This window comes from Mobilicoccus caccae (assembly GCF_030161635.1).
Lineage (GTDB): Bacteria > Actinomycetota > Actinomycetes > Actinomycetales > Dermatophilaceae > Mobilicoccus > Mobilicoccus caccae.
The window spans coordinates 2,325,210-2,345,756 of the sequence record NZ_BSUO01000001.1 but is presented as its reverse complement, the minus strand read 5'-3'; the positions used below and the strand labels follow the sequence as shown (position 1 = coordinate 2,345,756).

Below are 20,547 nucleotides of genomic sequence, written 5' to 3'. Positions count from 1 at the left end.
CGCACGGATCGATGCGCAGGGGGACGGCGCTGGTGCCTCGGCCGACATCGCGCGGCCTGGCCCGGCCGAGGCGGAGGAGCGGGCCCAGGTGGCGCTGTGGCGGCTGCGCGGGGTGGGTCTGGGGTACATCGAGTTCGCCGTCGACGAGCCGGGCTGGTTCGAACTCGCCTTCTTCGGAGAAGCGGCCCGGCCCGACGATGCCTCGCCTTCCGACGGTGCCGTCACCGGGCCGGGGGTCAGGCGCGACTCGAGGAGGTCCCGCCGTTCGCGGAACTCCTGGCGGCGCTCGAGGACTGCGTCACGTCCGGCGCTCTCTCCGCCGAGCGGCGAGCCGGTGCGGAGTTCTCCTGCTGGTCGGCCGTGCACGGATGCGCGGAGCTCATGGTGCACGGTCCGCTGCGTGGGGCGGAGCCGCAGGTGGTGCGCGCGGTCGCCGAGCGTGTCGTCGACGACATCATCGTGGGGATTCAAGGCTGACGAGCTCGGTGCGGATCCCCGAGGCCTGAGGTCGCGCGTCACACCGATCGGGCGCATCGTCATCAGATGAACATCACGCAGACGGCCATCTCCCTCAACGTGCCCGAGCCGCGCCTCTCGGCGGAATTCCTGCGCCATCACCTCGGATTCGTCACGGAGATGGAGCACGGTGACGACTTCGTCTCGCTCGCTCATCCGACGGGTGGCTCGAACGTCATCTTCCTCAAGACAGGGCTCGGCACCTTCAAGCCCGCCTCCAAGGCGGGCAGCGCCGGGGAGGGTCTGTTGCTGGTGTTCGTGGTCGACGACCTCGACGCCGCCCACGAGCAGATCGCGCGTGAGGGGGCCACCGTGGTCACGCCTCCCGAGACCGAGCCGTGGGGCGAGCGCTTCTGCCAGTACGAAGACCCGAACGGGATCATCGTGCAGCTCGTGCAGTGGGTGTGAGCGCTGCTCAGAGGATCATCGCGGCGGCCCAGGCGAACAGCAGCATGCCGATGTTGCAGTGCAGGAAGGTGGGGATGACGGTGTCGCGGATGTGGTCGTGGCGACCGTCGGCGTCGAGGCCGGCCGTGGCTCCGAGGGAGATCGTGGAGGCGGGCGAGCCGGCGTCGCCGAGGGCTGCGGCGGCACCGAGCAGCGACATCACGGCGAGGGGTTCGAACCCGAGCATCACGGCCAGCGGCACGTAGATGGGGGCGAGAATCGGCACGCTCGCGAACGAGTCACCGAACCCGATGGTGATGAACAGGCCCACGAACAGCATGACGAACGCGCCGAGGGCCTGGTTGTCACCGATGAGCGCGGCCGACGCCTGGATCAGCGGTTCGACCTCCCCCGTGGCCTGCAGTACGCCCGCGAAGCCGGAGGCGATCGTGATGATCACGGCGATCTGGGCCATCATGCGCAGGCCGGTGGTGAACACGTCGTCCTGCTCCTGCCAGCGGAAGATCCCGGAGACCGAGAGGATCAGGAACCCCGCCATCGCGCCGAGCAGCAGCGAGTCGAACATGATCTGGAACGCCAGCGCCACCGCGAGGGCGACGCACGTGAGGATGAGCTGCAGCGGGGCGATGCGCGTGGTGGCGGCATCGGGGTTCTCCGGGGTCATGGGCTGCTCGAGTGGGGCGCCGTAGTCGCGCGGTTTGCGGTAGGTGACGAAGACGGCGACGAGCATTCCGGCGAACAGGCCCATGACGGGCAGGAACATCGCCTTGGGAGCCATGTCTGCGGTGGCGCTCAACCCGACGCGGGCGCCGACCTGGTTGATGTTGGCGAGAAGGATCTCGTTGAGGAAGATCGCGCCGAAGCCGGTGGGGATGAGCAGGTAGCTGGCGCTGATCGAGCAGGCGAGGATGCAGGCCACGGCGCGGCGGTCGACGCGCAACCGGTCGAGCACGCCCAGCAACGGCGGGATGAGGATCGGGATGAACGCGATGTGCACCGGCACGAGGTTCTGCGACAGCAGCGACGCCACCACGAAGAGCGCGAACAGGCCCCACTTGACGCGGCGTCCGGTGGCAGCCGGGTCGCTGCCGACGCGGCGGGAGACCGCGCGGGCCAGCATCTCGAGCAGGCCGCTGCGCGCGAGGGCGACGGCGAAGGCCCCGATCATCACGTAGGTGAGGCCGACCTGGGCTCCGACGAGGAGGTTGTCGTTGAAGCCGGTGAGGGCGTCCTCCATCGAGAGCCCCGCGTGAAGCGCCCCGAGCATCGCGGCGCTGATGAGGGCGATCGCGACCGGGACCTTCGCGAGGCACAGGGCGATCATCACGACGATCGTGAGCACCACGGCGTTGATGTGATACCCGACGAGCTCGGCGATGCCGTAGATGAGGAGCAGTGCGACGGCGGCGGGCAGCACCCGATGCGTCGCGAACCGGTCACCCCCTTTCCGTTCCGTGGGGGCGGCGACGGCTGTGGCGGCAGGCATGGATCGGCTCCTGTGCGGAGATGGAACGGAGGGGACCCTCAGTGAACCAGGACGGATGCGCGCCGGCGGCATCGCCCAGCACGGGAGACAACGAACCGTCGAAGCCTGCGTTCGACATGACAAGGCCCGGCGACGATGCGATGAATTCGATCTCGGGTCGCCGATCGGGGACGGGCTCCCCGGTCTGCCCATCTCCCGCCTGCAACTGCCCCCGCACGGTCAACCACGCAGATCGCCCGTGAGCACGGGGCCCGTGGGGCCGCGGACTCCACCCCGCGTCGTCATCCCTCGCCGGCCGCCTCCTCATCGTCGGAGCGCAGGTACTGCAGGACGAATGCCGCCAGGGCACACACGGTGGAGATGACGAAGGCGGCGGAGCTGGGCCAGCCGTCCAGGGCGGTGACCCAGTCGCGCTGGTGCAGGACGGTCCCTGCGATCTGGCCGAAGACCACCACAGCACCGAGCAGCACGAACCCGGCCAGAGAGGCCCAGAACAGGGTGTCGAGAAGCTTCTTCATCATGCCTTCCGATCAGTGGGGGAGCGGCAGGAAGCCCATGCCGACCAGCCAGGACAGGCCGACGATGGGGAGCACGAACCAGATGATGAGTGGCACGAAGGTCTTCTTGGGTTCGACGTTCGCGATACCGGTGGCCAGATAGATGGGCGCGCCGACCGGCGGGGAAGCGCCCTCGGTCGAGGTACAGAGCAGCACCGTGCACACGGCCACCACCGGGGGACCCCGAGCGCGGACATCGCGACGACGGCGGGCGCCCCGATCGCCGCCGCGGTGGCGGTCGAGGACAGCGGCGTGGCCACCACGATGCACAGCAGGCCGACGAGGAGGATCACGAGCGGCTTGGACAGGTCCCAGGAGTCGATAGCGCCAGTGATCTGAGGACCGACGCCGAGCTCGGACATGATGTTGGAGGCGGCCAGGGCGGCGAACAGGGAGATGCCGACCGTGGCGAACTGCGGCGCCTCGGCCTTCATGGCGTTGCGCAGCGAGCCCCACCGTCCGCGGAGCCGCTTCCGCCCCTCGATCAGCGCGATCGCCGAGATGAGGATCGGGACGTGGACGATGATCGACACGCTGTCCATGGCCTCACCCAGGCGGTCCGGGTGGGACAGGAAGTCGTAGATCGGGCCGAACGTCAGCGCCACCGGGACGAGGATGCCGATGAAGATCAGCAGCGAGGACCAGCCGGTGCGCAGTGACTCGCGCAGGGGGAGGCGCTGGCGTTCGGAGGCGGCGTGGATGCCGTCCATCCGGGTCCAGATCAGCACGACGATCATGCGGTAGACCACGGCGTACGCGCCCGCCACCAGGAGGGCGACGTACACCTGCCCCGCGGTGACGTCGAGCGCCGCGACCGGAGCGGCGCCCAGGACGATGAACATCGTCGAGTTCGGCGGCAGCGAGACGCCGAGGCCGGAGTTGCCCGCCACGAGCGTCGCCGCTCGCGTCGAGGACCACCCGTTCTCCTTCATCCACGGGATCGTCACCGAACCCACCGTCGCGGCATTGCCTGCCGTGGAGCCGGCCACCAGACCGATCGCGGCCGATCCGGCGGTCGAGACGTAGGCGGCGCCGCCGCGCAGGCGGCCGAAGATCGAGTTGAAGATCTCGATGAGCCGCTCGATGAGGCCGGTCTGGGCGACGATCACGCCCATGAAGACGAAGGCCATTCCCGCGAACGTGACGTCGTTGTTGGCCGCGTCGACCACCGAATCCAGGAGCAGACTCGGGGCGTTGGTACCGCCGACGAGGGATGTGGCGACGAGGGCCACCAGCAGGGCCTCGGCGATGTTGCGCTTGAGGGCGACGTTGCAGACCACCGTGACGGCGATGAACACCGCAAGGGCGACGATGCCCATTCATTCTCCTAAGCGGGACGGGGGGACTCCCGGGGACAGATCGTCACACCGTAGCGGTGATCACGGGCGTCGGGCGGGCTTCGATGCCGTCGCGTAGGCAGTGGAAGAACGGGCGATTGCTGGCATGACTCGCGTCCGGCCGAAACCCCTCACGAACAGACGCCGCATCCGGCGGGGTCACGGCGAACGAAGAACAACACCGACGACGTCGCCAGCGGCCTCGCCCGTCTCGACATCGCGTCTGTGCAGGTCAGGGATGTGCGGCCCGAAGCGCCGCGCGGTCGGCGTCGTCGATGTTGTTCTTCGATCCGGGTGAACGGAAGTCTTGAGCTCAGGCGTCGACGTCTTCCCCGGGATCAGGCGCCCACCGGTCGCGTTCGAGGGCGACGCGCCGCCGCTTCTCGGAGGTGAGCAGCGTGGGATCGCCGAGGGCGTAGGAGTCGCCCATCACCCACGTGGGCTCGTACCCGATGGCGCTCAGCAGTGTCGCGGCGCGGCTGGTCACGGCGCCGGAGACACCGAGGTGCGCGAACAGCGTCTTGACCGGGACGGGTTCGGGCGCGGGGTGGCGTTGGGCCGCCTCCGGGCCCACGGACATGGAGTGCCGGATGGCATGCATCCGGGTCTCTTCGCCGAGGAGGTCGTTGGCGCGTCCGACGGTCCAGCACAGGGCGGCGGCGGTGTTGACGGGTTTCCCGCGGCGCAACGTCTCCGGGGCACCGGCGGCGAGCCGATCGATCAGCGTGCGCACGGCGGCCCGGTACTCGCCGCGCAGCGTCGGGTCGATGAGCGCGTCGATGGCGCCACGCGCCAGATCGTCGACGGCCGTCGCGGCGTCACGCACCGGCCGCGGTGCGTCGGCCAGGTCCAGCGGTCGGTCCACCAGCTCATCGAGGGCGTCGAGGTCGAGCTCGCCCAGCGCCTCGGGCCCGCCCATCACCGTCTCGAGCGCGTCGAGTCGTATCTCCCCGACGCGGGGTCTCGTACCCAGGGCGGCGAGGGCGAGCCGGCGCGCCTCGTCCCCAGGGGTGGGGCGCGACGTGTCGATGGCCTCGAGGTAGTCGGTCGTCAGATCCCGGATCGCCTCGGCGGTCGTGCCCGCCACCATCGGCGTCGTGTGGCCGAGTTCGGCGGCTGCCCGGACGAGCGCCGTCAGCACCTCGGGGACACGCCGCAGGTACGCGGAGTCCGCCATGACCTTGCGCGGAACGAGGTCGAGGAGGATGGCATCGGCGCGTTCAGGGGACCAGCGCAGTGGCTCGAAGAACCCGAGGAATCCGGTGAGCCACACCAGCGTCTGCACGATGTCGACGTCATCGGAGCCCGGCGTGTCGTCGAGATGCGCTGCGGCGCGAGTGGCCAGGACCGAGCGCACGATGGCGTCCTGGTCGGTGTCTGCCGCGTCCATGGGGTAACCCGTACCGCCCTCGGGGAGGCGACGGCACAGCATGCGCAGCAACGGGCGCGTCCCGGGCCAGGTCTCGGTCTCGACCGGGGGGATCATGATGTCTCCCAAGTCGATCGGTCCTTCGAGGCGGGCGCGGGCGTCGGCCGGGGACAGTTCGCGCACCGTGATGGAGCCGGGGGCGGCCTCCCGGAAGCGATCGAGCACCTCCTGGGGGGCCAAGGACAGCGTGAACGCGTCGGCGACGATCCCGACGTTGCAATCGATGTGGACCAGTACGCAGCCAGGGACCCGAGGGGAGAGCGCGAGCAGGATGTCATCGGTGTCACCGGGCGGGGTGCTGAGTCGCCACGCCTGCGTGACCTGGAGCTCGGCAACGGAGCTGACCGCCTCCGGCATGGGTTGACGGCGCGTCTTCAGCTCGCGCCGGATCCGTACCCGCAGGACGTCGTCCTCGATGTACGCGGCGATCACGTGCAGGGCCGCCGTCGTCTCCGCGATATCGACCTCGATGAACGTCTGCACGAGTTCGGCCAGGTCGACGGGCGACTCCGATCGCAGCACGTTTGCCCGGTCCTGCCGGGTCGCCTCGACGATCCCACCCATCACGTCGAGCATCGCGATGCCGTCGGGCGTGCGCAGCGCTTCACGGAACCCGGCGATCAGCGGTTGATCCTCGGCCCGAGGAGAGTCGTGCCGCGCGGTGGGCCGCCGCCGGGTCGCGTCTCGGCGAGGTTCGGTGCGACGGCGTTTGCGGACCATGCTGACCTCCGGATGTCTGGGGCTGGGCGGCGTCCACGCTATCTGAGGTGGCAGCCGGCCGGGACGCCGTCGCGCAGCGGGCTGGGGATGGGTCGGCGTGGTCCCGGCGGACGTCGCCTCTCCGCCCGACGCCCGGCCGCGGACGCCTGTCGGCGCGCGATCGAACGGATGCGGACCCTCTGCTCCTGGTGGGGGAGCAGACCCCGGCGCGTACAAGGGGATCCGCGACTACGTCGTGTTTCACCGACAAGCGGATCATCGCCGTCAACGTCCAGGGCCTCACCGGCAAGAAGAAGGACTTCACGTTCGCTGCCCTTCTCCAAGGTCGTCGCCTTCTTGACGGAGACCGCGGGCACCTTCGACCTCGACGCGGAGCTCGACTTGTGGTTCTCGGGGCTCGGCAAGGTCCGCTTCGAGTTCACCGGACGCACCGACGTGGCACGGCTGAACAAGCTGGTCGCGGGATACGTGCTGTAACGCTGGCGGCGCTCGGGCCCAGTCGATGCGACTCGCCTCGTCTGCTCAGGTCCCGGGACAACAGTGTTCGGCGCTCGCCTGAGAGCGAACCAGATTCGATCACTCACCGTGGGTGCACGTCACAGGTAGCGACGTTGCCAGAGGCCGCAAGGTTGGGTCGACCCTCGGCGCACGGTGAGGCAGGCGGGCATGGGGTCCGGGAAGCCTGGGTCCTCCTCTTCGATCATCGGCGGGTCATCGGGGTAGGCGGGGTCGTAGATGAAAGCGTGAGTGGGACGAGTGCGGAAGCGTTCGCGCAGCTCGTAGGCGTTGTAGAGCATCTCGCAATCGCAACATGCGCCCCTGCTCATCAATCGGTCGAGCAGGGCGGTCGCTCGCGGGGCGCGCAGGTCGCGAAAGCGAGTGATCCATCGCGCCCCGGTGCAGCCGAACTCCAGCATCCGGTAGACGTAGCAGACGAGACACTCGCCCTCCCTGGGCAAGGTCAGGTGCTCGGCCATCACGCGCAGCTCCGTCTCCAGTGTCTGGACGTTCATCAGGTTCCTCTCGCCGGTGGTGTGGCGTCATCTCAGCACCGGGCACCGACAGTCCTTGAGTCCACAAGGCCGTCTGACGTTACGAGCAGCGCGGCCGGAGGGCCTGCATCGCGGCCTGGGTGAGGGGATGAGAACTCGCTCGCGAGCTGCAGGGGCGACCGAACCGCCGTGGACGCGCGTGATGTCGCTGCTGATGAGAAGTTCCGCAACGACCCAGATGCGTCGTCAGACCGCGGCGGAGTCGAGCCTCTTGACCTCGGGTCTCCCAGCAGCGAGTTCGTGCGCCAGATCGTGGGCCGTCTGCATCGCCAGCCACGCGCGGGCCGTACCCACGCCCGCCTCTTCCAGGCGAACGGCGAGGTTCGGGCTGATTCGGGCATGACCGTGGAGGACGCGGCTGAGCGTCACCCGGGAGACGCCGAGGCGGGCGGCGGCTTCGCCCACGCCAAGGCCCAGTTCGTTCACCACGTCCTCTCGAAGCAGCTCGCCGGGGTGGACCGGGTTCGTCATCGCCATGCCCATCTCCTCTCAGTGGTAGTCCTGGTAGTCGACGAGTTCGACGTCGGCTCCAATGAAGCGGAATGTGACTCGCCAGTTCCCGTTGACCCAGATCGACCAATGACCTGCTAGGTCCCCCTTGAGCGGGTGAGTGCGAAACGAGGGAATCGAAAGGTCATCTGGTGTCTGGGCGACATCCAGTGCAGACAGGATTCGGTTCAGCTTGGGCACGTGAGCCGCCTGCACGCCCCGTTTGGACCCGTCCCGGTACAGCCGTTCCAAGCCCTTGTGCCGGAAGCTGACGATCACGAATCGAATGTAACGCGTATCGTTACACGATACAAGGCTCTGTGTGGCGGGCACATGAGGCGCCCTGCCCGGAGTTGGGCCGCTTTCACGTCAGGTGGGCGCGTCGCGATGAGTGGAGAGGGCCCGCGAAGCCGGGCCGGGCCGATCGCGATGGGCCTGTGCGAGCCTCCGGTAGGACGGGGGACTCCGGCGTCGCGTGTGCCAGTGCCGCGTCCAGGGCCGCGCGGATACGCGCCTCCTCCTCGCTGCCGGTCGTGCGCAGACGAAGTGGGGCGGGGAGTCCGGCGGCCTCGAAGATCCTGTCCTTGATGCAGTCTCGCGTCAGCTGCTCGGGCTTGTTCTCATGGAATCCCCACCCGTCCACCTCGATGGCGAGGACCGGTCGCAGACCCACCGACCGGTAGATGAGGAAGTCGACCGAGGCGACTGTGCGGATGAACCGCTGTTGTTCGGCGGTGAACGAGGCGGTCTCGGTGAACAGGTGTGCGAGGCGGTATTGGGGGGCCACGGCCAGGCCTCGGTACCGATCGTGGTCGTCCGCAGTGTGCAGGACTTCCTCGATCAGGGTCCGCGCGAGGTCTTCGGAGAGATACCGCGATTCGCGTCGGACGCGCGCCGCGAAGGGGGCAAGGCGCTGCGAGTAGTCGCGGTACAGCAGGTCGAAGATGGAGACGACGGTGCTCTCGCGCACACCGTCTGGGGCGTGGTAGGCGATGTAGTCGATCAGGTCAGCGAGGTTGCGGCTCTTCGGGTGGCGTCGATGGTGGGTGACGAGCACGAACGTGGAGATGGCCCTGGACACCGCCACGTTGATGAGGCGGGCGTCGTCGGCGTACCGCAATGCGTAGCGACCCCGCCACGAATCGTCGACGACACTGGACATGACGACCACGTCACACTCACGTCCCTGGAATCTGTGCACGGTGTCCGACTGCGCTCGGGGGCCGGAGACCGAGGGCTGGACGGAGACCTCGACAAGGTCGGCCTCGACATCGGAGGTGGTCGCCGCATCTCCCGCAACCGTGCTCGCCATCTTGTCGGCCTGGAGACGATAGGGGGTGATGTACCCCACCTGTCGGCCGACGAGCCCCATGTCGGGGATCACCTCCCGGCGGATGACGTCGATCTCGCGTTCGTTCGAGATTCCTCGTCCACCGCTGAGGGCGCGCATGTGGTTGCCGTCCGCGGTGGTCCACACGTGCATCGACGTCGTGCCCGGCTCCGAGCGGGTGAAGCTGATGAGTTCGCCGTCGTAGAAGGAACGGTTGCAGAATCCGATGATCTCGGGGGCGCAGCGGTAGTGCTCGATCAACCGCGTGCTGGGCAATTCCTCGCCGTAGAGAGCGTGGAGTGAAGAGAGCAGGCTGTGTCGTTGGTGGTCGTACGCCGGGTGCGGCGGTTCGACGCCATCGGGGACACGGCCGGCGATGTGGGGGAGCTGTCGGGTGTCGCCGACGATGACCACGCGCTTGGCGCACGCCATCGCGACAGCGGCGATCAGCAGGTTGACCTGGGAGGCCTCGTCGATGATGAGCAGGTCCACGAGGTGATCGGAGGGCAGATTCGAGGCCAAGGAGTGACACGTGCTGAGCACGACCGGGTAGTCGACGAGGAAGCCGGGGGCGGCTCGCCAGGCCCTGTCCGCGTAGGTCGTGTGACTGCCACGGCTGTAGCGGTCTCGGAGTGCGTGCTGCAGCCACGTGGTGGAGGCACCGGTGTGCTCGGCGACGAGGCTCGGAAGATCCGCGCGCTCGAGTCGAGCGCGGACGGTGCGCAGCCCGGCATCCAGTTCCTCGATGCGACGGCGGTAGTACGTCTCCTGGAGGCGGAGGACGACATCGATGTCGTCGGTGTCGATCGTGCCGGTTCTGCCGTAGCGGAGGTAGCGACGCACCCGGGTCAGCAGACCCGGCGTCGTCGCGTCGACACTGGTCTCGGCGAGGTAGTCGAGGATCTTCGCTGACGCCTTGCGTAACAGCGGCAGGGTGTCCAGCGCCGGGAGCTCGCGCCCCTCGACATGGCGGAGAAAGTGGCGATGCTCCACGCGGTAGGCCGCCAGCTCGGATTCGAGGCGGGCCCGGTCGCGGTCGTCCTGCTGGGCTCGCCTGAGACGCGCGGTGAGGCGTTCCATCGCTTGCTCGGTGGCAGGGTCATCCGGAGCGGCTTGCGACATCGCTGCCTCCACGGCCGCGATGCGGGCCGCCTGGCCGGCCACGAAGGCGTGCTGGTTGTCCCGGTTTCCGAGGGCGGCTGCAATGTAGCCGACACCGAGGGCGTCGAGCTTCTCGCGCACGTTGTCGACGGCCGCGTTGGTTGATGACACCACCGCCACACTCATGTCGCCGGCCGCGACCGCACTGGCGACGATGTTGAGGATGGTCTGGGTCTTACCGGTACCCGGCGGCCCCTCGATCACGGAGATCTGGTGTGCGAGAGCCATGTCGACGGCGTCCCGCTGGCTGATGTTGGAGCTGAACGGGTAGAGGGCGGGGGTCGGTTCTGCGAGTCGGTCGAGAGAGACACCGTGGAGGTAGGTGGCAAGAGCGCTCTCTGGGTGGACGAAGGAGAGGGCACTCACCGCGCGTCGAGTGGGGTCGCCGGCGGGTAGCGAACGCCCGAGGGCACGCCAGTAGTCGAGGATCGCTGACGCCTCCCCGGGAGCAGCCGCCGTCTTCAGGAGCTGCACGTCGTGGGAGGGGAGCAGATCGTGCTTGAGGGCGCCCCGGTCGTTGCGCCACGTCACACGGGTGTGTTCTCCGAACCGCGTCATCGACGTGGCGCCGGGGCAGATCTGACCGCGGACAGCGAGGCGCTCTTCGGCGGGCACAGCCTCTGGATCACCGGTTCGCACATCGACGTTCGCGCGACTGTAGGTGTAGGTCTTGCTGCTGCGGTGGAAGGTCACCCGTAGCGTGTCGCCCGTCCACCGGTACTCACGGAGGTCCTCGGTCCTGTCCCTGATCCGCCCGGTCTTCGGGTCAGGGAGACGGATGAGGTGGTGTTCTGCGTCCACGTCGAACTCCCTGATGCTGAAGTGTTTTCGATGACGCCATCGTGCCGGACACGAGGACAGCGAGGGCTCCCGGGCGGCAGGCGGCTTTGCCCTGGATCGGCACGGGCTTCCCGCGGACCGGAGTCCACCAGCGACATGCCCACGATGAGGCGCTCTCTACTCGCCGTCCACGCCGTCCTCGCTGAGGGCTTGGGCGAGGTCCTCGGTCGTCATGTGGGACCTCTCCACGGCACTCCCGTTCTCGGTGAAGGCGACCCCTTCACTTTCGAGCACCTGGCGCGGATCGTCGCTCCGCCCCTCCTCGACCCAGTGGAAACTCCCGGAGATCCAGCCACCGGTGCGCAGCACCCGGTGCGCACCGGGCACGGCGGTGGTGGCGAGGTAATTGCCGATCGGTTGGGGAGCCGATCCGATCAGAGCAGCCAAGTCGCCGTAGGTGGTCCATCGGCCGGCGGGGATAGTGGATCGCCCCGGGTTCAGTGGAGAGCGGGTTGTGCCGGGCCGGTGGTTGTCGGCGCGGTGGTCAGTTCAGCGTAGTAGATGCTCTCGAACTCGACGGGCGGGATGTCGCCGCAGTATGAGTGCAGGCGGGTGTTGTTGTACCAGTCGACCCATTCGAGGGTGGCGAGCTCGACGGCGTCCAGGCCGCTCCACGGTCCACGACGCCAGATCAGTTCCTTCTTGTACAGCTTGTTGAGCGCTTCGGCGGCAGCATTGTCGTAGGAATCGCCGACGGAGCCGACCGAGGCCTCGATGCCTGCCTCGGCAAGGCGCTCGGTGTAGCGAATCGAGACGTATTGACATCCTTTGTCGGAGTGGTGAATGAGTTGGGATAGGTCTGAATGTTCGCGTGACCGATTCCAGAGGCCGTGCTCGAGTGCGTCCAGGGCCAGATCGGTACGCAACGATGTGGATACCCGCCAGCCGACTATTCGCCTGGAGAACAGGTCCATGACGAAGGCGACATAAACGAACCCGGCCCAGGTCGAGACGTAGACATCCCACGCGAGTGAGGTGTCAACATCAGGCTCAGGCAGCCGCGGGCAGAGCGGCTCGTGGGTGCGCTGGCCAGGCGGTCGCGTCGTCCCATTCCTGCCCGTGGGTCAGGCACCACCAGAGCTTGCCGAGGAGCTTGTTCGCGAGGTTGCGCAGAGCGGCGTTGTGATGGTCGCCGGCGGCGCGGCGGGCGTCGTAGTGGGCTCGGGCTGCTGGCGAGCGGGTCAGGGTGGCGAAGGCCCACCAGTGGCAGGCGTCGCCCAGTCGCTTGTTCCGGACCTTGCGCGCCTTGACGTAGTGGGAGCGGCCGGAGGACCTGGTCACGGGTGCGGTGCCCGCGTAGCAGCGCAGCGCAGCAGCGGTGGGGAATCGGGTGGGGTCGTCGCCGATCTCGGCCAAGACGCGCGCGGCCAGGACTGGCCCCAGTCCTGGTGCGCTGGCCACGATCGCGGCCTGGGGGTGTTCGGCGAACGCTGCTGTCAGGGCGGCTTCGAGCTCGTCGACACCGGCGCTCATCGTCTTGGCCACAGCGATCAGCTGGGCGGCTGCTGTGCCGAGGGCAGCTTCGACGGCGGGTGGCTGGGCGAGGCCGTCTGCGTGTAGTGCCGTGAGGAGCTGGTCGACCAGGGGTGGGTCGTTGCGTCGGCCGCAGCGATGCAGCGCCGCGACGAGGCGTCGGCGGGTCAGCGTCCTGGCGCTGCTCGGGGTGGGGGCAAGGCCCAGGACCTCGATCGCGGCCTTGTGCTTGAGGTTCGGGAAGGCCAGGAGTGCTTGGGGGTAGTACTCCATCAGCAGCGATCGCAGCCGGTTGAGGACGTCGTGCCATGCCCAGATCGCTTCCTGGTGCTGGCGCGCCAACGCCTTCAGCGCCAGCCCTTGCTCGCTGATCGCGGGCATCGGGCGGTGCAGGTGACGGTCGGTGCGCAACACGTCGGCGAGCAGCGCGGCGTCGCGGGCGTCGGACTTTCGCCCGGACTGGGAGTGTCTCTCCCGGTAGCGGGCCACGGCGCGCGGGTTCAGCGGGTACACGGTGAACCCGGCAGCAACGAGCGCGACAACGAGCAGGTTCTTGTCGGTCTCGATGCCGACCGGGGTCTGCTCGGGCGTACCGCCGTGCTCGGCGATCAACGCGAGCAGCTCGGTGAAACCGGCGACGCCGGTGTCGATCCGGGTCTTGCCGACGACGGCGCCGGCCTCGTCCATGACAGCGACGTCGTGATGCCCCTCAGCCCAGTCGATGCCGACGGTGACAGGTGCCATCCACTTCTCCTCGTCCCTTCCACGCGGTCCGACGGTCGGACCGGTGATGAGCATCGGGACGAGCACGGCGACCTAATGGAAGCGCTCAATGGCGCGGCATCTCACAAGCCGATGATCTGGTCCCGGGCAACTGGCAGGGCCACCGTCTACGTTGAGAAACCTCGGCACGGCCGAGCCTTGGTGAAGCACAGGTGAGTGGACACCCGCCAGCAGCTCACCACCAGCATCGACCCTACGGGTCAGTGAAATCTCAGTGGCCCCTGCCAGGAGCCGCCACCCCGGGTGGCTCCACCATTAGGTGATGTCGGCGACCCACCGCCGATCCGGGACCGGCGCGGTGAAGTCCCGCTCCAGCCGGTCACCCGGGGTGGCCCGTGCCGGATCTGACCTGGTGGTCCTGGTGGTGCGGGAGTTGGGGACTCCGGCCAGGCCCAGGGCCCGCATCCGTCGCTCGACGGTACACCGCGCGACCGGCTCCTGGGGCCAGGCCCGGTTGTACGCTTTCCACAGCTTTCTTACCCCATACACGCCAAGATTGTCCGCATGGAGAACTTGCAAACGTTCATCGATCTGGGCATCCATCACTGAACGCGACGATACTGGACGGGACTTACGCGCGTAGTATCCGCTCGGGGCGATCTGCACGCCGGACTCGGTGAGTTCGCGACAGATCGGCTCGACCCCATGTTCATCGCGGTGCGTATCGATGAAACCATCGATATCGGTCAGCGGCGGTCGAGCTCCGCCTGCGCGAAATACGCACTCGCTTGACGCAGAATCGTGTTCGCCCGGCGCAGTTCACGATTCTCTTTCTCCAACTCGGCGATCCGAGCTGCTTCCATACTGGGCACGCCCGGGACCTCCCCGGCATCGACGCGTTCGCGCTTGACCCAATTCCGCAACGAGTCGCCATTGATCCCCAGCTGCTCACCGACCAGCCGGCACGCTCGCGAGACCGGCAGGCCCGGCTCGTCTGCGATGCGATCCCGGACCAGCCGGATCGCCCGCTCACGCAGCTCCTCGGGGTACTTCCTTGGTGCAGGCATAACTCCATCCTCCTGGGGAGATCAAGCCCTCCACACTTCCCGGGGCGATCCACTACCGCGGCCGCAGCGTCGTAGGCCGTTCGCGCCCGCCGAACGCACACCATCCCGATCTTAGAATCCCGATTAGTGCCTTAACCGTGCATTAAGCCGACACATCATCGCAGGTCTAGGGCCCACGACCCTCAGAAACTAGGATCAGTGACCCAACTCGGACAGAGAAGAGGCACGGCCAATCACATGAGGTCGGCGCGCAAGTCTGGAGCGCGCCGACTTTTCCCATACGGGCGACTCAAAGACGCGACAATCAATACCCCGCTATCTGACACCCCGATTCTGCTGTCGCGCCTTGATCTCCTGCCCCGTATCGAAGACTTGGACATTAACAGCCCCCTCCGCCCGCGCCAAGAGCTGCGCAATCAATTCTCTCGAAGCGCCCCGGTTCAAGTTGGTCGATACCCACAGGCGTCCGCCATCTTCCAGTGGAACCTCTCTCGCTCGCGCCCCTACTGGGAGTGGGCCTTTCGAAACTCGATCATTAATCTCTACCCGATCCACTCCTGCCATATTCGCAATGATCCGGGCGGTTTCTCGCACGGCTCTGGCTGCGGGAAGTCTCGCACTCTGAATGTCCTCAGGTACGTCCCCGCCTCGAAGTTCGAAAGTACTCGACTTTCCCCGAACCCGGTCGTATCTCCATTCAAGCTGCCGCGTCCGAGAGTTCGCGCGTCCGATCTCGCCCGTCTTCCGGATATATTCTTCACCGCCAACTGCCAGCAACTCGTCGTCCAGTCGACGCACAGTAGTGACGGGCACATCGGTGGCCATCAAGACGCGGATCTGGTCGCTGTCGGCGCCCGCGAGGTGTCGCGCAAGGTCCTCTACGGTAGGGATCCCGCAAGCCCTAACTAAATCGCAGGCGAACGCAAGATCCGCCTCTGTCGGCTCCTCGTCCTCAGGGAACCGATCTGCCAGGAAAGCTTCGAGACTTTCCAGAGAGATTTCGACGCTTCCTTGTTCGTTGTCGGGCAGCTTCAGATCGTCGACCTGTGCGATTGAAGTACCATGAGTAGCCGCGGCAGGCGATTGGGAGGGTTTGCCAGGACGCGATCGATGGATTCGAAAATCTCATCAAGGGCCTTCCGTGCGTCAGCGGCTGCACCGAAGAGCTGATCTACTGTTGCCTGGTCGTGCAAAGTGACTGCGTGATAGGCTTCGCCCTTGTATCGTCGCGCATGCTCGAACTCAGCCCAGGCGTGCGCTGCGACTGTTCGAACCTGGATCTCCAAACCGCCGAACTTCTTGAAATAGTTTGCCAAGTAACCTTGCCTAATGAGCCACCCTGAGTCACCAGAGCCCACTCTTTCGCCAGTAACCACTAGGTGGATGCAATCATATCCTCGCTTTTTCACAGGGCGCTCATCACCTGGGTTTCGATCCTCGTTCTCTTTCACATGGAATCGGACCCGGACCAGTTCCGCCACTCTGTCTCGATCAGTCACGGAGTAGGTGATAATTCGTGCTGCGACTGTGTCTGTGACCTCGGCCATTGGGTTGGGGTATTCCTTGTGCGCACACTTCTTCAGGAACGACTCGATGGTCTTGGCGCGGGCTGTGATGACATGCGCCTTGATCGACGGCTCGGCGAGAAGCCTCGATAATACGGCCTCCGCCTCCCGGGCGGCCTGGGGCAGCCAGTCCCAGTTGCAGTAGTCGTCTTGCGAAAGATCGGCGGTCACGTCAAGTCTCCATCGTCGGCGCTACTTGCGTTTGTAGGGTTGAGGGGGTGGCCCGTCATCAGCTGTACCACCTGGCGGAAGTCGGCTCTGCGGTCGAGGGTGGTGAAGGGGTCGTCGTAGGGTAGCCGATGCCGCTCCCAAAGTGGACAGTTGTCCTGCTGGCTGCCGACATTTGCGAGGGGTTTTGGGGTTCGCCCATTTGTTGTCGCCAGACCGACAGAACCGAGTTTGGGACCAGCCGGCCGTTTGCGTGTACGTGCACTCACGGTGGTCGTATCCGTACAGAACTACAAACTGGGTTCTATATATCGTGCAGAGGTCCTCTACCGTCACACCCAACATGATCGCCACCACCGTGTCGATCTCTACCTGCTCGTGGGCCGATCGACCGCGCGGCGCAGAGGCGTGCCAGGCGTCCACTCCGGCCCGATCGGACGCTCGTCGTACCGCGGTAGCATCGGGATGTCCGCGGCCTCCCGCAGGTAGTTGACGCGGGAGGCGTACAGACCGGTCTCACCGGCGGATTCGCTGCCCTCAGCCGCCGGTCTGTGGGGCGAGCACGCTTGCGAGGCGACTGTTCTGGGTGCGCGAATTGGTGATGTAGTGCGACTCGTCGATGACGACCGCGTCCCACCGATGTTTGTGGAGGCGGGCGAGGTAACGGTCGTTCTTGAGGGTGTCGATCGAGATGCTGGCGCGCTTGTAGAGGCCGAACGGGTTGCGCGTCGCGGGCAGGCGGCGGCGGACGCGCTGATACCCACCGAGTCGAGCCGCACGAACGGCAGCGCGAACCGGCACCACAACTCGTGCTGTATTTGCTTGAGCACGTGAGGCGGGGTGACCACGAGGACCCGCTCGCCTCTTCCCCGTCGGACGAGTTCGGCCAGGATCATGCCGATGTCAGGCGCCTTACCGAGGCGCACCGCGTCGGCGAGCAGGATGCGGGGGCGCAGCGTGTCGGGGTCGAGGGCCTGCTTGATCGCGGCACGCTGGTAGTCGAGGGCGTCGGCGAGCATCGAGCCCGTGACGGCGAGGGTGTCGTCGTCGATCGGCAGCGCCGTCTTGCGAAGGGTGGCCTCCAGCCACAGGCGCGCCTTCTGGTGATTGCGGGAGGAGTCGGCGACGACCCTGGTCTGGCGCGGGTCGAACGGGGTGATCGTGTCGAGGCCCTCGAAGAACTGCACCGTCGAGCCTGCGACGAGCTCGGAGAGCCCCTGGCAGGTGATGAGAGTGCCATCGCGGGTTGGGCCGACGTGTGTGACGAGCCACTCCTCGTCGCGCACGAGCACGAGAGAACCAGGTGCGACGCTCTCCAGCGTCGAACTCCCCGGGGCCCCCTGCATGGAGACGTAGTGACATGCAGGACGCGCCGGTTCGTCTGGCCGCCGCGAGAATTGGCGAAGTCCAAAGGTTGGTGTACGCCATCGCCGTGCACGGCGCAGCCCGTTCGCGGTCAGGAGGTAACGACGGCGGCATCGTGCTCGATGTCATGGGTAGAGCCAACCGAGAATTCCGTTCGGGTCGCTGAGGATCTTGTCCTGCGCCGGGCGCGGTGACTTCTGCTGGCCCTGGCTGCCGACACCGGCTGGGCGGGGCTGAGAGGAAGGCAGGTCGCGCGGGATGAAGAAAGTCGTCGCGGTGCTGGTTGGCCTGCTGCTACTGACCTTGGCTCCGCTGGTGCTGCCGATCATCGGCGTCGTGTGGGGTGTGCTCACGCTCCGATCTACTCGGAATGCGAACGGGGAGCATGCCGGTCGACGTCGATGGGCCGTCGTCGCCATCGTCGGCAGCCTGGTGTTCGCTGCGCTCGTCTGGCCGCGGATGGGTGGCGCCGGGAATTCCGACGAGGTCGCCGGGACGCCCTCGTCGACGACGGCGTCCCCGACCTCCGCGATCACACCGCCCTCGACTCCGACCTCGCCCCTGACCTCTGTGGCGTCGACGCCCGTCGAGACACCGGCCGACGAGGTCGCCGCCACACAAGCCGCTACCTCTTCCGCTCCGGCGGAGAGATCGGATGACGGAGTGAGCGCCGCTTCCGGACTGGTCCCAGTCGTGAGCATCGTGGACGGCGACACGATCAGGGTGCGTATCGACGGTCGTACCGAGCGGGTGCGCGTCATCGGCATCGACACGCCTGAGCTGAGTGGCGACGAATGCTACGCCCGGCAGGCATCGAGCAAGATGCAGTCACTGGCGCAGAGCCGCTCGGTCCGGCTGGAGGCCGACCCCACCCAGGACGATCGTGACCGGTACGACCGTCTGCTGCGCCACGTCTTCCTCGCCGACGGCAGGTCGGCCGCCGAAGTGCTCATCGCCGGCGGGTTCGGGCGTGAGTACACGTACGCCGCTGACTATCGCTACCAGGATCAGCACCGCGCCGCCGAGGTCACCGCGCGTTCGACGAGCAAGGGGATGTGGGGGAGCGGTTGCGCCGATGGCCAGGTCGGCGGCAACGACGGCGGACGGAAGCAGGGAGGCTCCACGCCGAAACCCGCGCCGCGTGTGACGGAGAAGGCCCCGGCACCTGCAGCGGGCAGCTGCTCCATCAAGGGCAACATCAACGACGAGGGCGAGCGGATCTATCACGTGCCCGGCGGCCGGTCCTACGACAAGACGAAGATCACGGAGAGCAAGGGCGAGAAGTGGTTCTGCAGCGAGTCCGAGGCACGTGCTGCTGGCTGGCGTGCGGCGAGGGGGTGAACGGACGCCTGGATGCCTCACACGTCCGCCCGCTGCAGACCAGACAGTGTGGGCGTCAGCTCACGCGTCGGACCCTGGCCCGCAGCTCCTCGGGTGTCAGCCACGGCATTCGCCGGTGGATCATCCGGTGACAGTTCGAGCACATCAGGGCGAGATCGGTCAGGCGTGTCACCGTCTCGCCGGTCGCGTGCAGCGGCACGACGTGGTGCACCTCGATGTAGCCGTCGCCGACATCTCCGTAGGTCGCCCCGAAGTCGAACTCGCACACCTCACACGTCAGGGCTCCGTGGCTGCGCAGCACGGCCTCGATCTTGCGGGCGCGCAACCTCGGATCGCGCTCACGACGGAGGTGATGGGTCAGGATGACGCGGCCCTCATGGGCTTCGGCGGGCAGGTCGACATCCGACGCGCTGGGTGAATCACCAGTTGCGACCGACCCTTCCCACAGACGGCGCGTCGTTGCAGCGATTGCCACCATGTCGTCGGGCGAGGTCGCGAAGGCCTCGGCGACCCGTCGGGTCCACTCGCCCCCGCGCGTCCGCGACCCCTTGTACGCCGGATGAGCTGTGCGGATGTCCTCCAACTTGCGGCGCACGCTACCCGGGCTCCGAAACTTCTCATCCTCGTCGGCCAGGGCGCGGTTCTCCGGCAGCGCCCTCAACAGCCGGCTCAGCTCGTGCACCTCAGGGTGACTCTCGCGGAGATCAGTCCAGCCATGCCGATGGAGCACGCCGGCAGCGACGATGATCTCGTCTGCCGTCCATGCTGGTGCGCGGTGCTGGGCCACGCCGCTCATCGTAGGACCATCGCTGGCGTGGCGGTTGGCTTGAGCCACGACCTGTGTACGTCGTCAAGCGGACTGTGGCACTGGCTATCTCGGGAGGTGGGAGTCGATGGCGGCTGGAGTTCGTTCCTGCGGTTCCCAGATCTCCAGCACGTCCCAATCGACGTCACCAGCACTCGCGTCGATGAGGTCCCGCACCCCCGACTCGTCGAGCCCAGTACGCCATGCGGTGACGAAGAGACCAGGTGCCGCCTCGACCGCTACCGCACCCAGGTCATGCCAGGTGTGCGCGATCGCGCGGGCCGTCATTGACGCAACTCTTGGGCCGTAGGTGACCACGGCGCGGGTATGGGGCCCGGCTGCGGCCAACGCGCGGATGCTGTACCCACCATCGGGGTGTGGGCGCGCGCGAACAGAATCACCCCAGGTCAGAGGAGTCCACACGGAACTCGTGACAAGCCGGAAGAAGCTGTCTCCGACGGGGAGAGTGAGGACGGGATCCCCCAGAAGGCACTCGGGCAAAGCGTCGCCGACGGCGGGGAGCCACAGTTCGGTCGGCGCGGTGTTCACGCCGCGATTGTTGCAGCGCCGACCTTTCGGCGCCGGCCCCTACTGTGGGCCTGTGGACGACAGTCTGGAGCGCTGTCTGGTCTGAACGGCGGTCTGATCAATGTTCGTGTGCGTCGCGCGGGCCGTGCACTTCGCTGCAGTGACTTCGAGGGAGAGGCGTCTCAAG

Annotated in this window: 21 protein-coding genes, 2 pseudogenes and 1 other annotated feature; of the genes and pseudogenes, 5 read left to right on the top strand and 18 right to left on the bottom strand. The window is 67.1% G+C overall.

The window, feature by feature from the left end:
- Nucleotides 1-96 precede the first annotated feature (96 nt).
- Both QQK49_RS11420 and QQK49_RS11415 read left to right on the top strand, forming a co-directional pair.
- On the top strand, nucleotides 97-477 hold the full coding sequence (locus tag QQK49_RS11420; RefSeq protein WP_284305892.1) for a WHG domain-containing protein: 381 nt from the start codon (nucleotides 97-99) through the stop codon (nucleotides 475-477).
- A gap of 66 nt (nucleotides 478-543) precedes the next feature.
- Complete coding sequence (locus QQK49_RS11415; protein ID WP_284304029.1) at nucleotides 544-924, top strand: VOC family protein; 381 nt, start codon at nucleotides 544-546, stop codon at nucleotides 922-924.
- A 7-nt stretch (nucleotides 925-931) separates the two neighbouring features.
- Here QQK49_RS11415 and QQK49_RS11410 read toward each other — a convergent pair whose 3' ends face one another.
- From QQK49_RS11410 to QQK49_RS11395, 4 genes and pseudogenes are all read right to left on the bottom strand, one after another.
- Complete coding sequence (locus tag QQK49_RS11410; RefSeq protein ID WP_284304028.1) at nucleotides 932-2,410, bottom strand: Na+/H+ antiporter family protein; 1,479 nt, start codon at nucleotides 2,408-2,410, stop codon at nucleotides 932-934.
- A gap of 281 nt (nucleotides 2,411-2,691) precedes the next feature.
- Complete coding sequence (locus QQK49_RS11405; RefSeq protein ID WP_284304027.1) at nucleotides 2,692-2,931, bottom strand: hypothetical protein; 240 nt, start codon at nucleotides 2,929-2,931, stop codon at nucleotides 2,692-2,694.
- 9 nt (nucleotides 2,932-2,940) lie between these two features.
- A pseudogene (locus tag QQK49_RS11400) lies at nucleotides 2,941-4,286 on the bottom strand (TRAP transporter large permease subunit).
- A gap of 331 nt (nucleotides 4,287-4,617) precedes the next feature.
- The gene (locus tag QQK49_RS11395) at nucleotides 4,618-6,453 is read right to left on the bottom strand and encodes a DUF6398 domain-containing protein (RefSeq protein WP_284304025.1); all 1,836 of its coding nucleotides are present in this window, start codon (nucleotides 6,451-6,453) and stop codon (nucleotides 4,618-4,620) included.
- Nucleotides 6,454-6,500: 47 nt separating this feature from the next.
- Here QQK49_RS11395 and QQK49_RS22825 point away from each other — a divergent pair.
- Both QQK49_RS22825 and QQK49_RS11385 read left to right on the top strand, forming a co-directional pair.
- Nucleotides 6,501-6,698: pseudogene (locus QQK49_RS22825) on the top strand (hypothetical protein); the annotation flags it as partial.
- 91 nt (nucleotides 6,699-6,789) lie between these two features.
- Nucleotides 6,790-6,930: a PH domain-containing protein gene (locus QQK49_RS11385; RefSeq protein ID WP_284304024.1), complete on the top strand. Its 141-nt coding sequence runs from the start codon at nucleotides 6,790-6,792 to the stop codon at nucleotides 6,928-6,930.
- 119 nt (nucleotides 6,931-7,049) lie between these two features.
- On the opposite strand, the gene QQK49_RS11380 is transcribed toward QQK49_RS11385, so the two are convergent.
- From QQK49_RS11380 to QQK49_RS11325, 12 genes are all read right to left on the bottom strand, one after another.
- Nucleotides 7,050-7,466, bottom strand: a complete 417-nt coding sequence (locus QQK49_RS11380; protein WP_284304023.1) for a DUF2695 domain-containing protein — start codon at nucleotides 7,464-7,466, stop codon at nucleotides 7,050-7,052.
- A 225-nt stretch (nucleotides 7,467-7,691) separates the two neighbouring features.
- Nucleotides 7,692-7,988, bottom strand: coding sequence for a HigA family addiction module antitoxin (locus tag QQK49_RS11375; protein WP_284304022.1), 297 nt, complete (start codon nucleotides 7,986-7,988; stop codon nucleotides 7,692-7,694).
- Nucleotides 7,989-7,994: 6 nt separating this feature from the next.
- Complete coding sequence (locus QQK49_RS11370; protein ID WP_284304021.1) at nucleotides 7,995-8,273, bottom strand: type II toxin-antitoxin system RelE/ParE family toxin; 279 nt, start codon at nucleotides 8,271-8,273, stop codon at nucleotides 7,995-7,997.
- A gap of 85 nt (nucleotides 8,274-8,358) precedes the next feature.
- Nucleotides 8,359-11,286: an AAA domain-containing protein gene (locus QQK49_RS11365; RefSeq protein ID WP_284304020.1), complete on the bottom strand. Its 2,928-nt coding sequence runs from the start codon at nucleotides 11,284-11,286 to the stop codon at nucleotides 8,359-8,361.
- A gap of 156 nt (nucleotides 11,287-11,442) precedes the next feature.
- Complete coding sequence (locus tag QQK49_RS11360; RefSeq protein ID WP_284305891.1) at nucleotides 11,443-11,745, bottom strand: MGMT family protein; 303 nt, start codon at nucleotides 11,743-11,745, stop codon at nucleotides 11,443-11,445.
- A gap of 17 nt (nucleotides 11,746-11,762) precedes the next feature.
- Nucleotides 11,763-12,323 carry an IS3 family transposase gene (locus tag QQK49_RS11355; RefSeq protein ID WP_431310584.1) on the bottom strand — a complete coding sequence of 187 codons (561 nt, stop codon included), beginning with the start codon at nucleotides 12,321-12,323 and terminating at the stop codon, nucleotides 11,763-11,765.
- Nucleotides 12,316-13,542: an IS110 family RNA-guided transposase gene (locus QQK49_RS11350; protein WP_284302531.1), complete on the bottom strand. Its 1,227-nt coding sequence runs from the start codon at nucleotides 13,540-13,542 to the stop codon at nucleotides 12,316-12,318. The genes QQK49_RS11355 and QQK49_RS11350 overlap by 8 nt, the downstream gene beginning before the upstream one ends.
- A gap of 294 nt (nucleotides 13,543-13,836) precedes the next feature.
- Entirely contained in the window at nucleotides 13,837-14,124 is a 288-nt protein-coding gene (locus QQK49_RS11345; RefSeq protein ID WP_284304019.1) for an IS3 family transposase, read from the bottom strand.
- Between the two features lie 48 nt (nucleotides 14,125-14,172).
- Nucleotides 14,173-14,304, bottom strand: a sequence feature (AL1L pseudoknot).
- Nucleotides 14,268-14,588: a transposase gene (locus tag QQK49_RS11340; RefSeq protein WP_284304018.1), complete on the bottom strand. Its 321-nt coding sequence runs from the start codon at nucleotides 14,586-14,588 to the stop codon at nucleotides 14,268-14,270. (Overlaps the previous feature by 37 nt.)
- A gap of 1,031 nt (nucleotides 14,589-15,619) precedes the next feature.
- Nucleotides 15,620-16,324, bottom strand: coding sequence for a GTP pyrophosphokinase (locus QQK49_RS11335; RefSeq protein WP_284304017.1), 705 nt, complete (start codon nucleotides 16,322-16,324; stop codon nucleotides 15,620-15,622).
- Between the two features lie 365 nt (nucleotides 16,325-16,689).
- A complete protein-coding gene (locus QQK49_RS11330; protein WP_284304016.1) occupies nucleotides 16,690-17,667 on the bottom strand; it encodes a DEAD/DEAH box helicase family protein in 978 nt (325 codons plus the stop codon).
- 144 nt (nucleotides 17,668-17,811) lie between these two features.
- Nucleotides 17,812-18,015 (bottom strand): hypothetical protein, encoded by a 204-nt coding sequence (locus QQK49_RS11325; RefSeq protein ID WP_284304015.1) that lies wholly within the window; start codon nucleotides 18,013-18,015, stop codon nucleotides 17,812-17,814.
- A 364-nt stretch (nucleotides 18,016-18,379) separates the two neighbouring features.
- Between QQK49_RS11325 and QQK49_RS11320 the strand changes: the two genes are divergently transcribed.
- Nucleotides 18,380-19,027, top strand: a complete 648-nt coding sequence (locus QQK49_RS11320; RefSeq protein ID WP_284304014.1) for a thermonuclease family protein — start codon at nucleotides 18,380-18,382, stop codon at nucleotides 19,025-19,027.
- A gap of 55 nt (nucleotides 19,028-19,082) precedes the next feature.
- On the opposite strand, the gene QQK49_RS11315 is transcribed toward QQK49_RS11320, so the two are convergent.
- Together QQK49_RS11315 and QQK49_RS11310 are read right to left on the bottom strand one after the other, a co-directional pair.
- A complete protein-coding gene (locus tag QQK49_RS11315; RefSeq protein WP_284304013.1) occupies nucleotides 19,083-19,823 on the bottom strand; it encodes an HNH endonuclease in 741 nt (246 codons plus the stop codon).
- Between the two features lie 75 nt (nucleotides 19,824-19,898).
- A complete protein-coding gene (locus QQK49_RS11310; RefSeq protein WP_284304012.1) occupies nucleotides 19,899-20,120 on the bottom strand; it encodes a hypothetical protein in 222 nt (73 codons plus the stop codon).
- Nucleotides 20,121-20,547 lie beyond the last annotated feature (427 nt).

What these genes read in the sequence shown, in the direction of transcription:
- QQK49_RS11415 (WP_284304029.1), top strand. Translation starts at nt 544, where the DNA reads ATGAACATCACGCAGACGGCCATCTCCCTCAACGTGCCCGAGCCGCGC.
- QQK49_RS11410 (WP_284304028.1), bottom strand. Translation starts at nt 2,410, where the DNA reads ATGCCTGCCGCCACAGCCGTCGCCGCCCCCACGGAACGGAAAGGGGGT.
- QQK49_RS11405 (WP_284304027.1), bottom strand. Translation starts at nt 2,931, where the DNA reads ATGATGAAGAAGCTTCTCGACACCCTGTTCTGGGCCTCTCTGGCCGGG.
- QQK49_RS11395 (WP_284304025.1), bottom strand. Translation starts at nt 6,453, where the DNA reads ATGGTCCGCAAACGCCGTCGCACCGAACCTCGCCGAGACGCGACCCGG.
- QQK49_RS11380 (WP_284304023.1), bottom strand. Translation starts at nt 7,466, where the DNA reads ATGAACGTCCAGACACTGGAGACGGAGCTGCGCGTGATGGCCGAGCAC.
- QQK49_RS11375 (WP_284304022.1), bottom strand. Translation starts at nt 7,988, where the DNA reads ATGGGCATGGCGATGACGAACCCGGTCCACCCCGGCGAGCTGCTTCGA.
- QQK49_RS11350 (WP_284302531.1), bottom strand. Translation starts at nt 13,542, where the DNA reads ATGGCACCTGTCACCGTCGGCATCGACTGGGCTGAGGGGCATCACGAC.
- QQK49_RS11345 (WP_284304019.1), bottom strand. Translation starts at nt 14,124, where the DNA reads ATGGATGCCCAGATCGATGAACGTTTGCAAGTTCTCCATGCGGACAAT.
- QQK49_RS11340 (WP_284304018.1), bottom strand. Translation starts at nt 14,588, where the DNA reads ATGCCTGCACCAAGGAAGTACCCCGAGGAGCTGCGTGAGCGGGCGATC.
- QQK49_RS11330 (WP_284304016.1), bottom strand. Translation starts at nt 17,667, where the DNA reads ATGCAGGGGGCCCCGGGGAGTTCGACGCTGGAGAGCGTCGCACCTGGT.
- QQK49_RS11325 (WP_284304015.1), bottom strand. Translation starts at nt 18,015, where the DNA reads ATGATCGGCAGCACCAGCGGAGCCAAGGTCAGTAGCAGCAGGCCAACC.
- QQK49_RS11315 (WP_284304013.1), bottom strand. Translation starts at nt 19,823, where the DNA reads ATGAGCGGCGTGGCCCAGCACCGCGCACCAGCATGGACGGCAGACGAG.
- QQK49_RS11310 (WP_284304012.1), bottom strand. Translation starts at nt 20,120, where the DNA reads ATGACGGCCCGCGCGATCGCGCACACCTGGCATGACCTGGGTGCGGTA.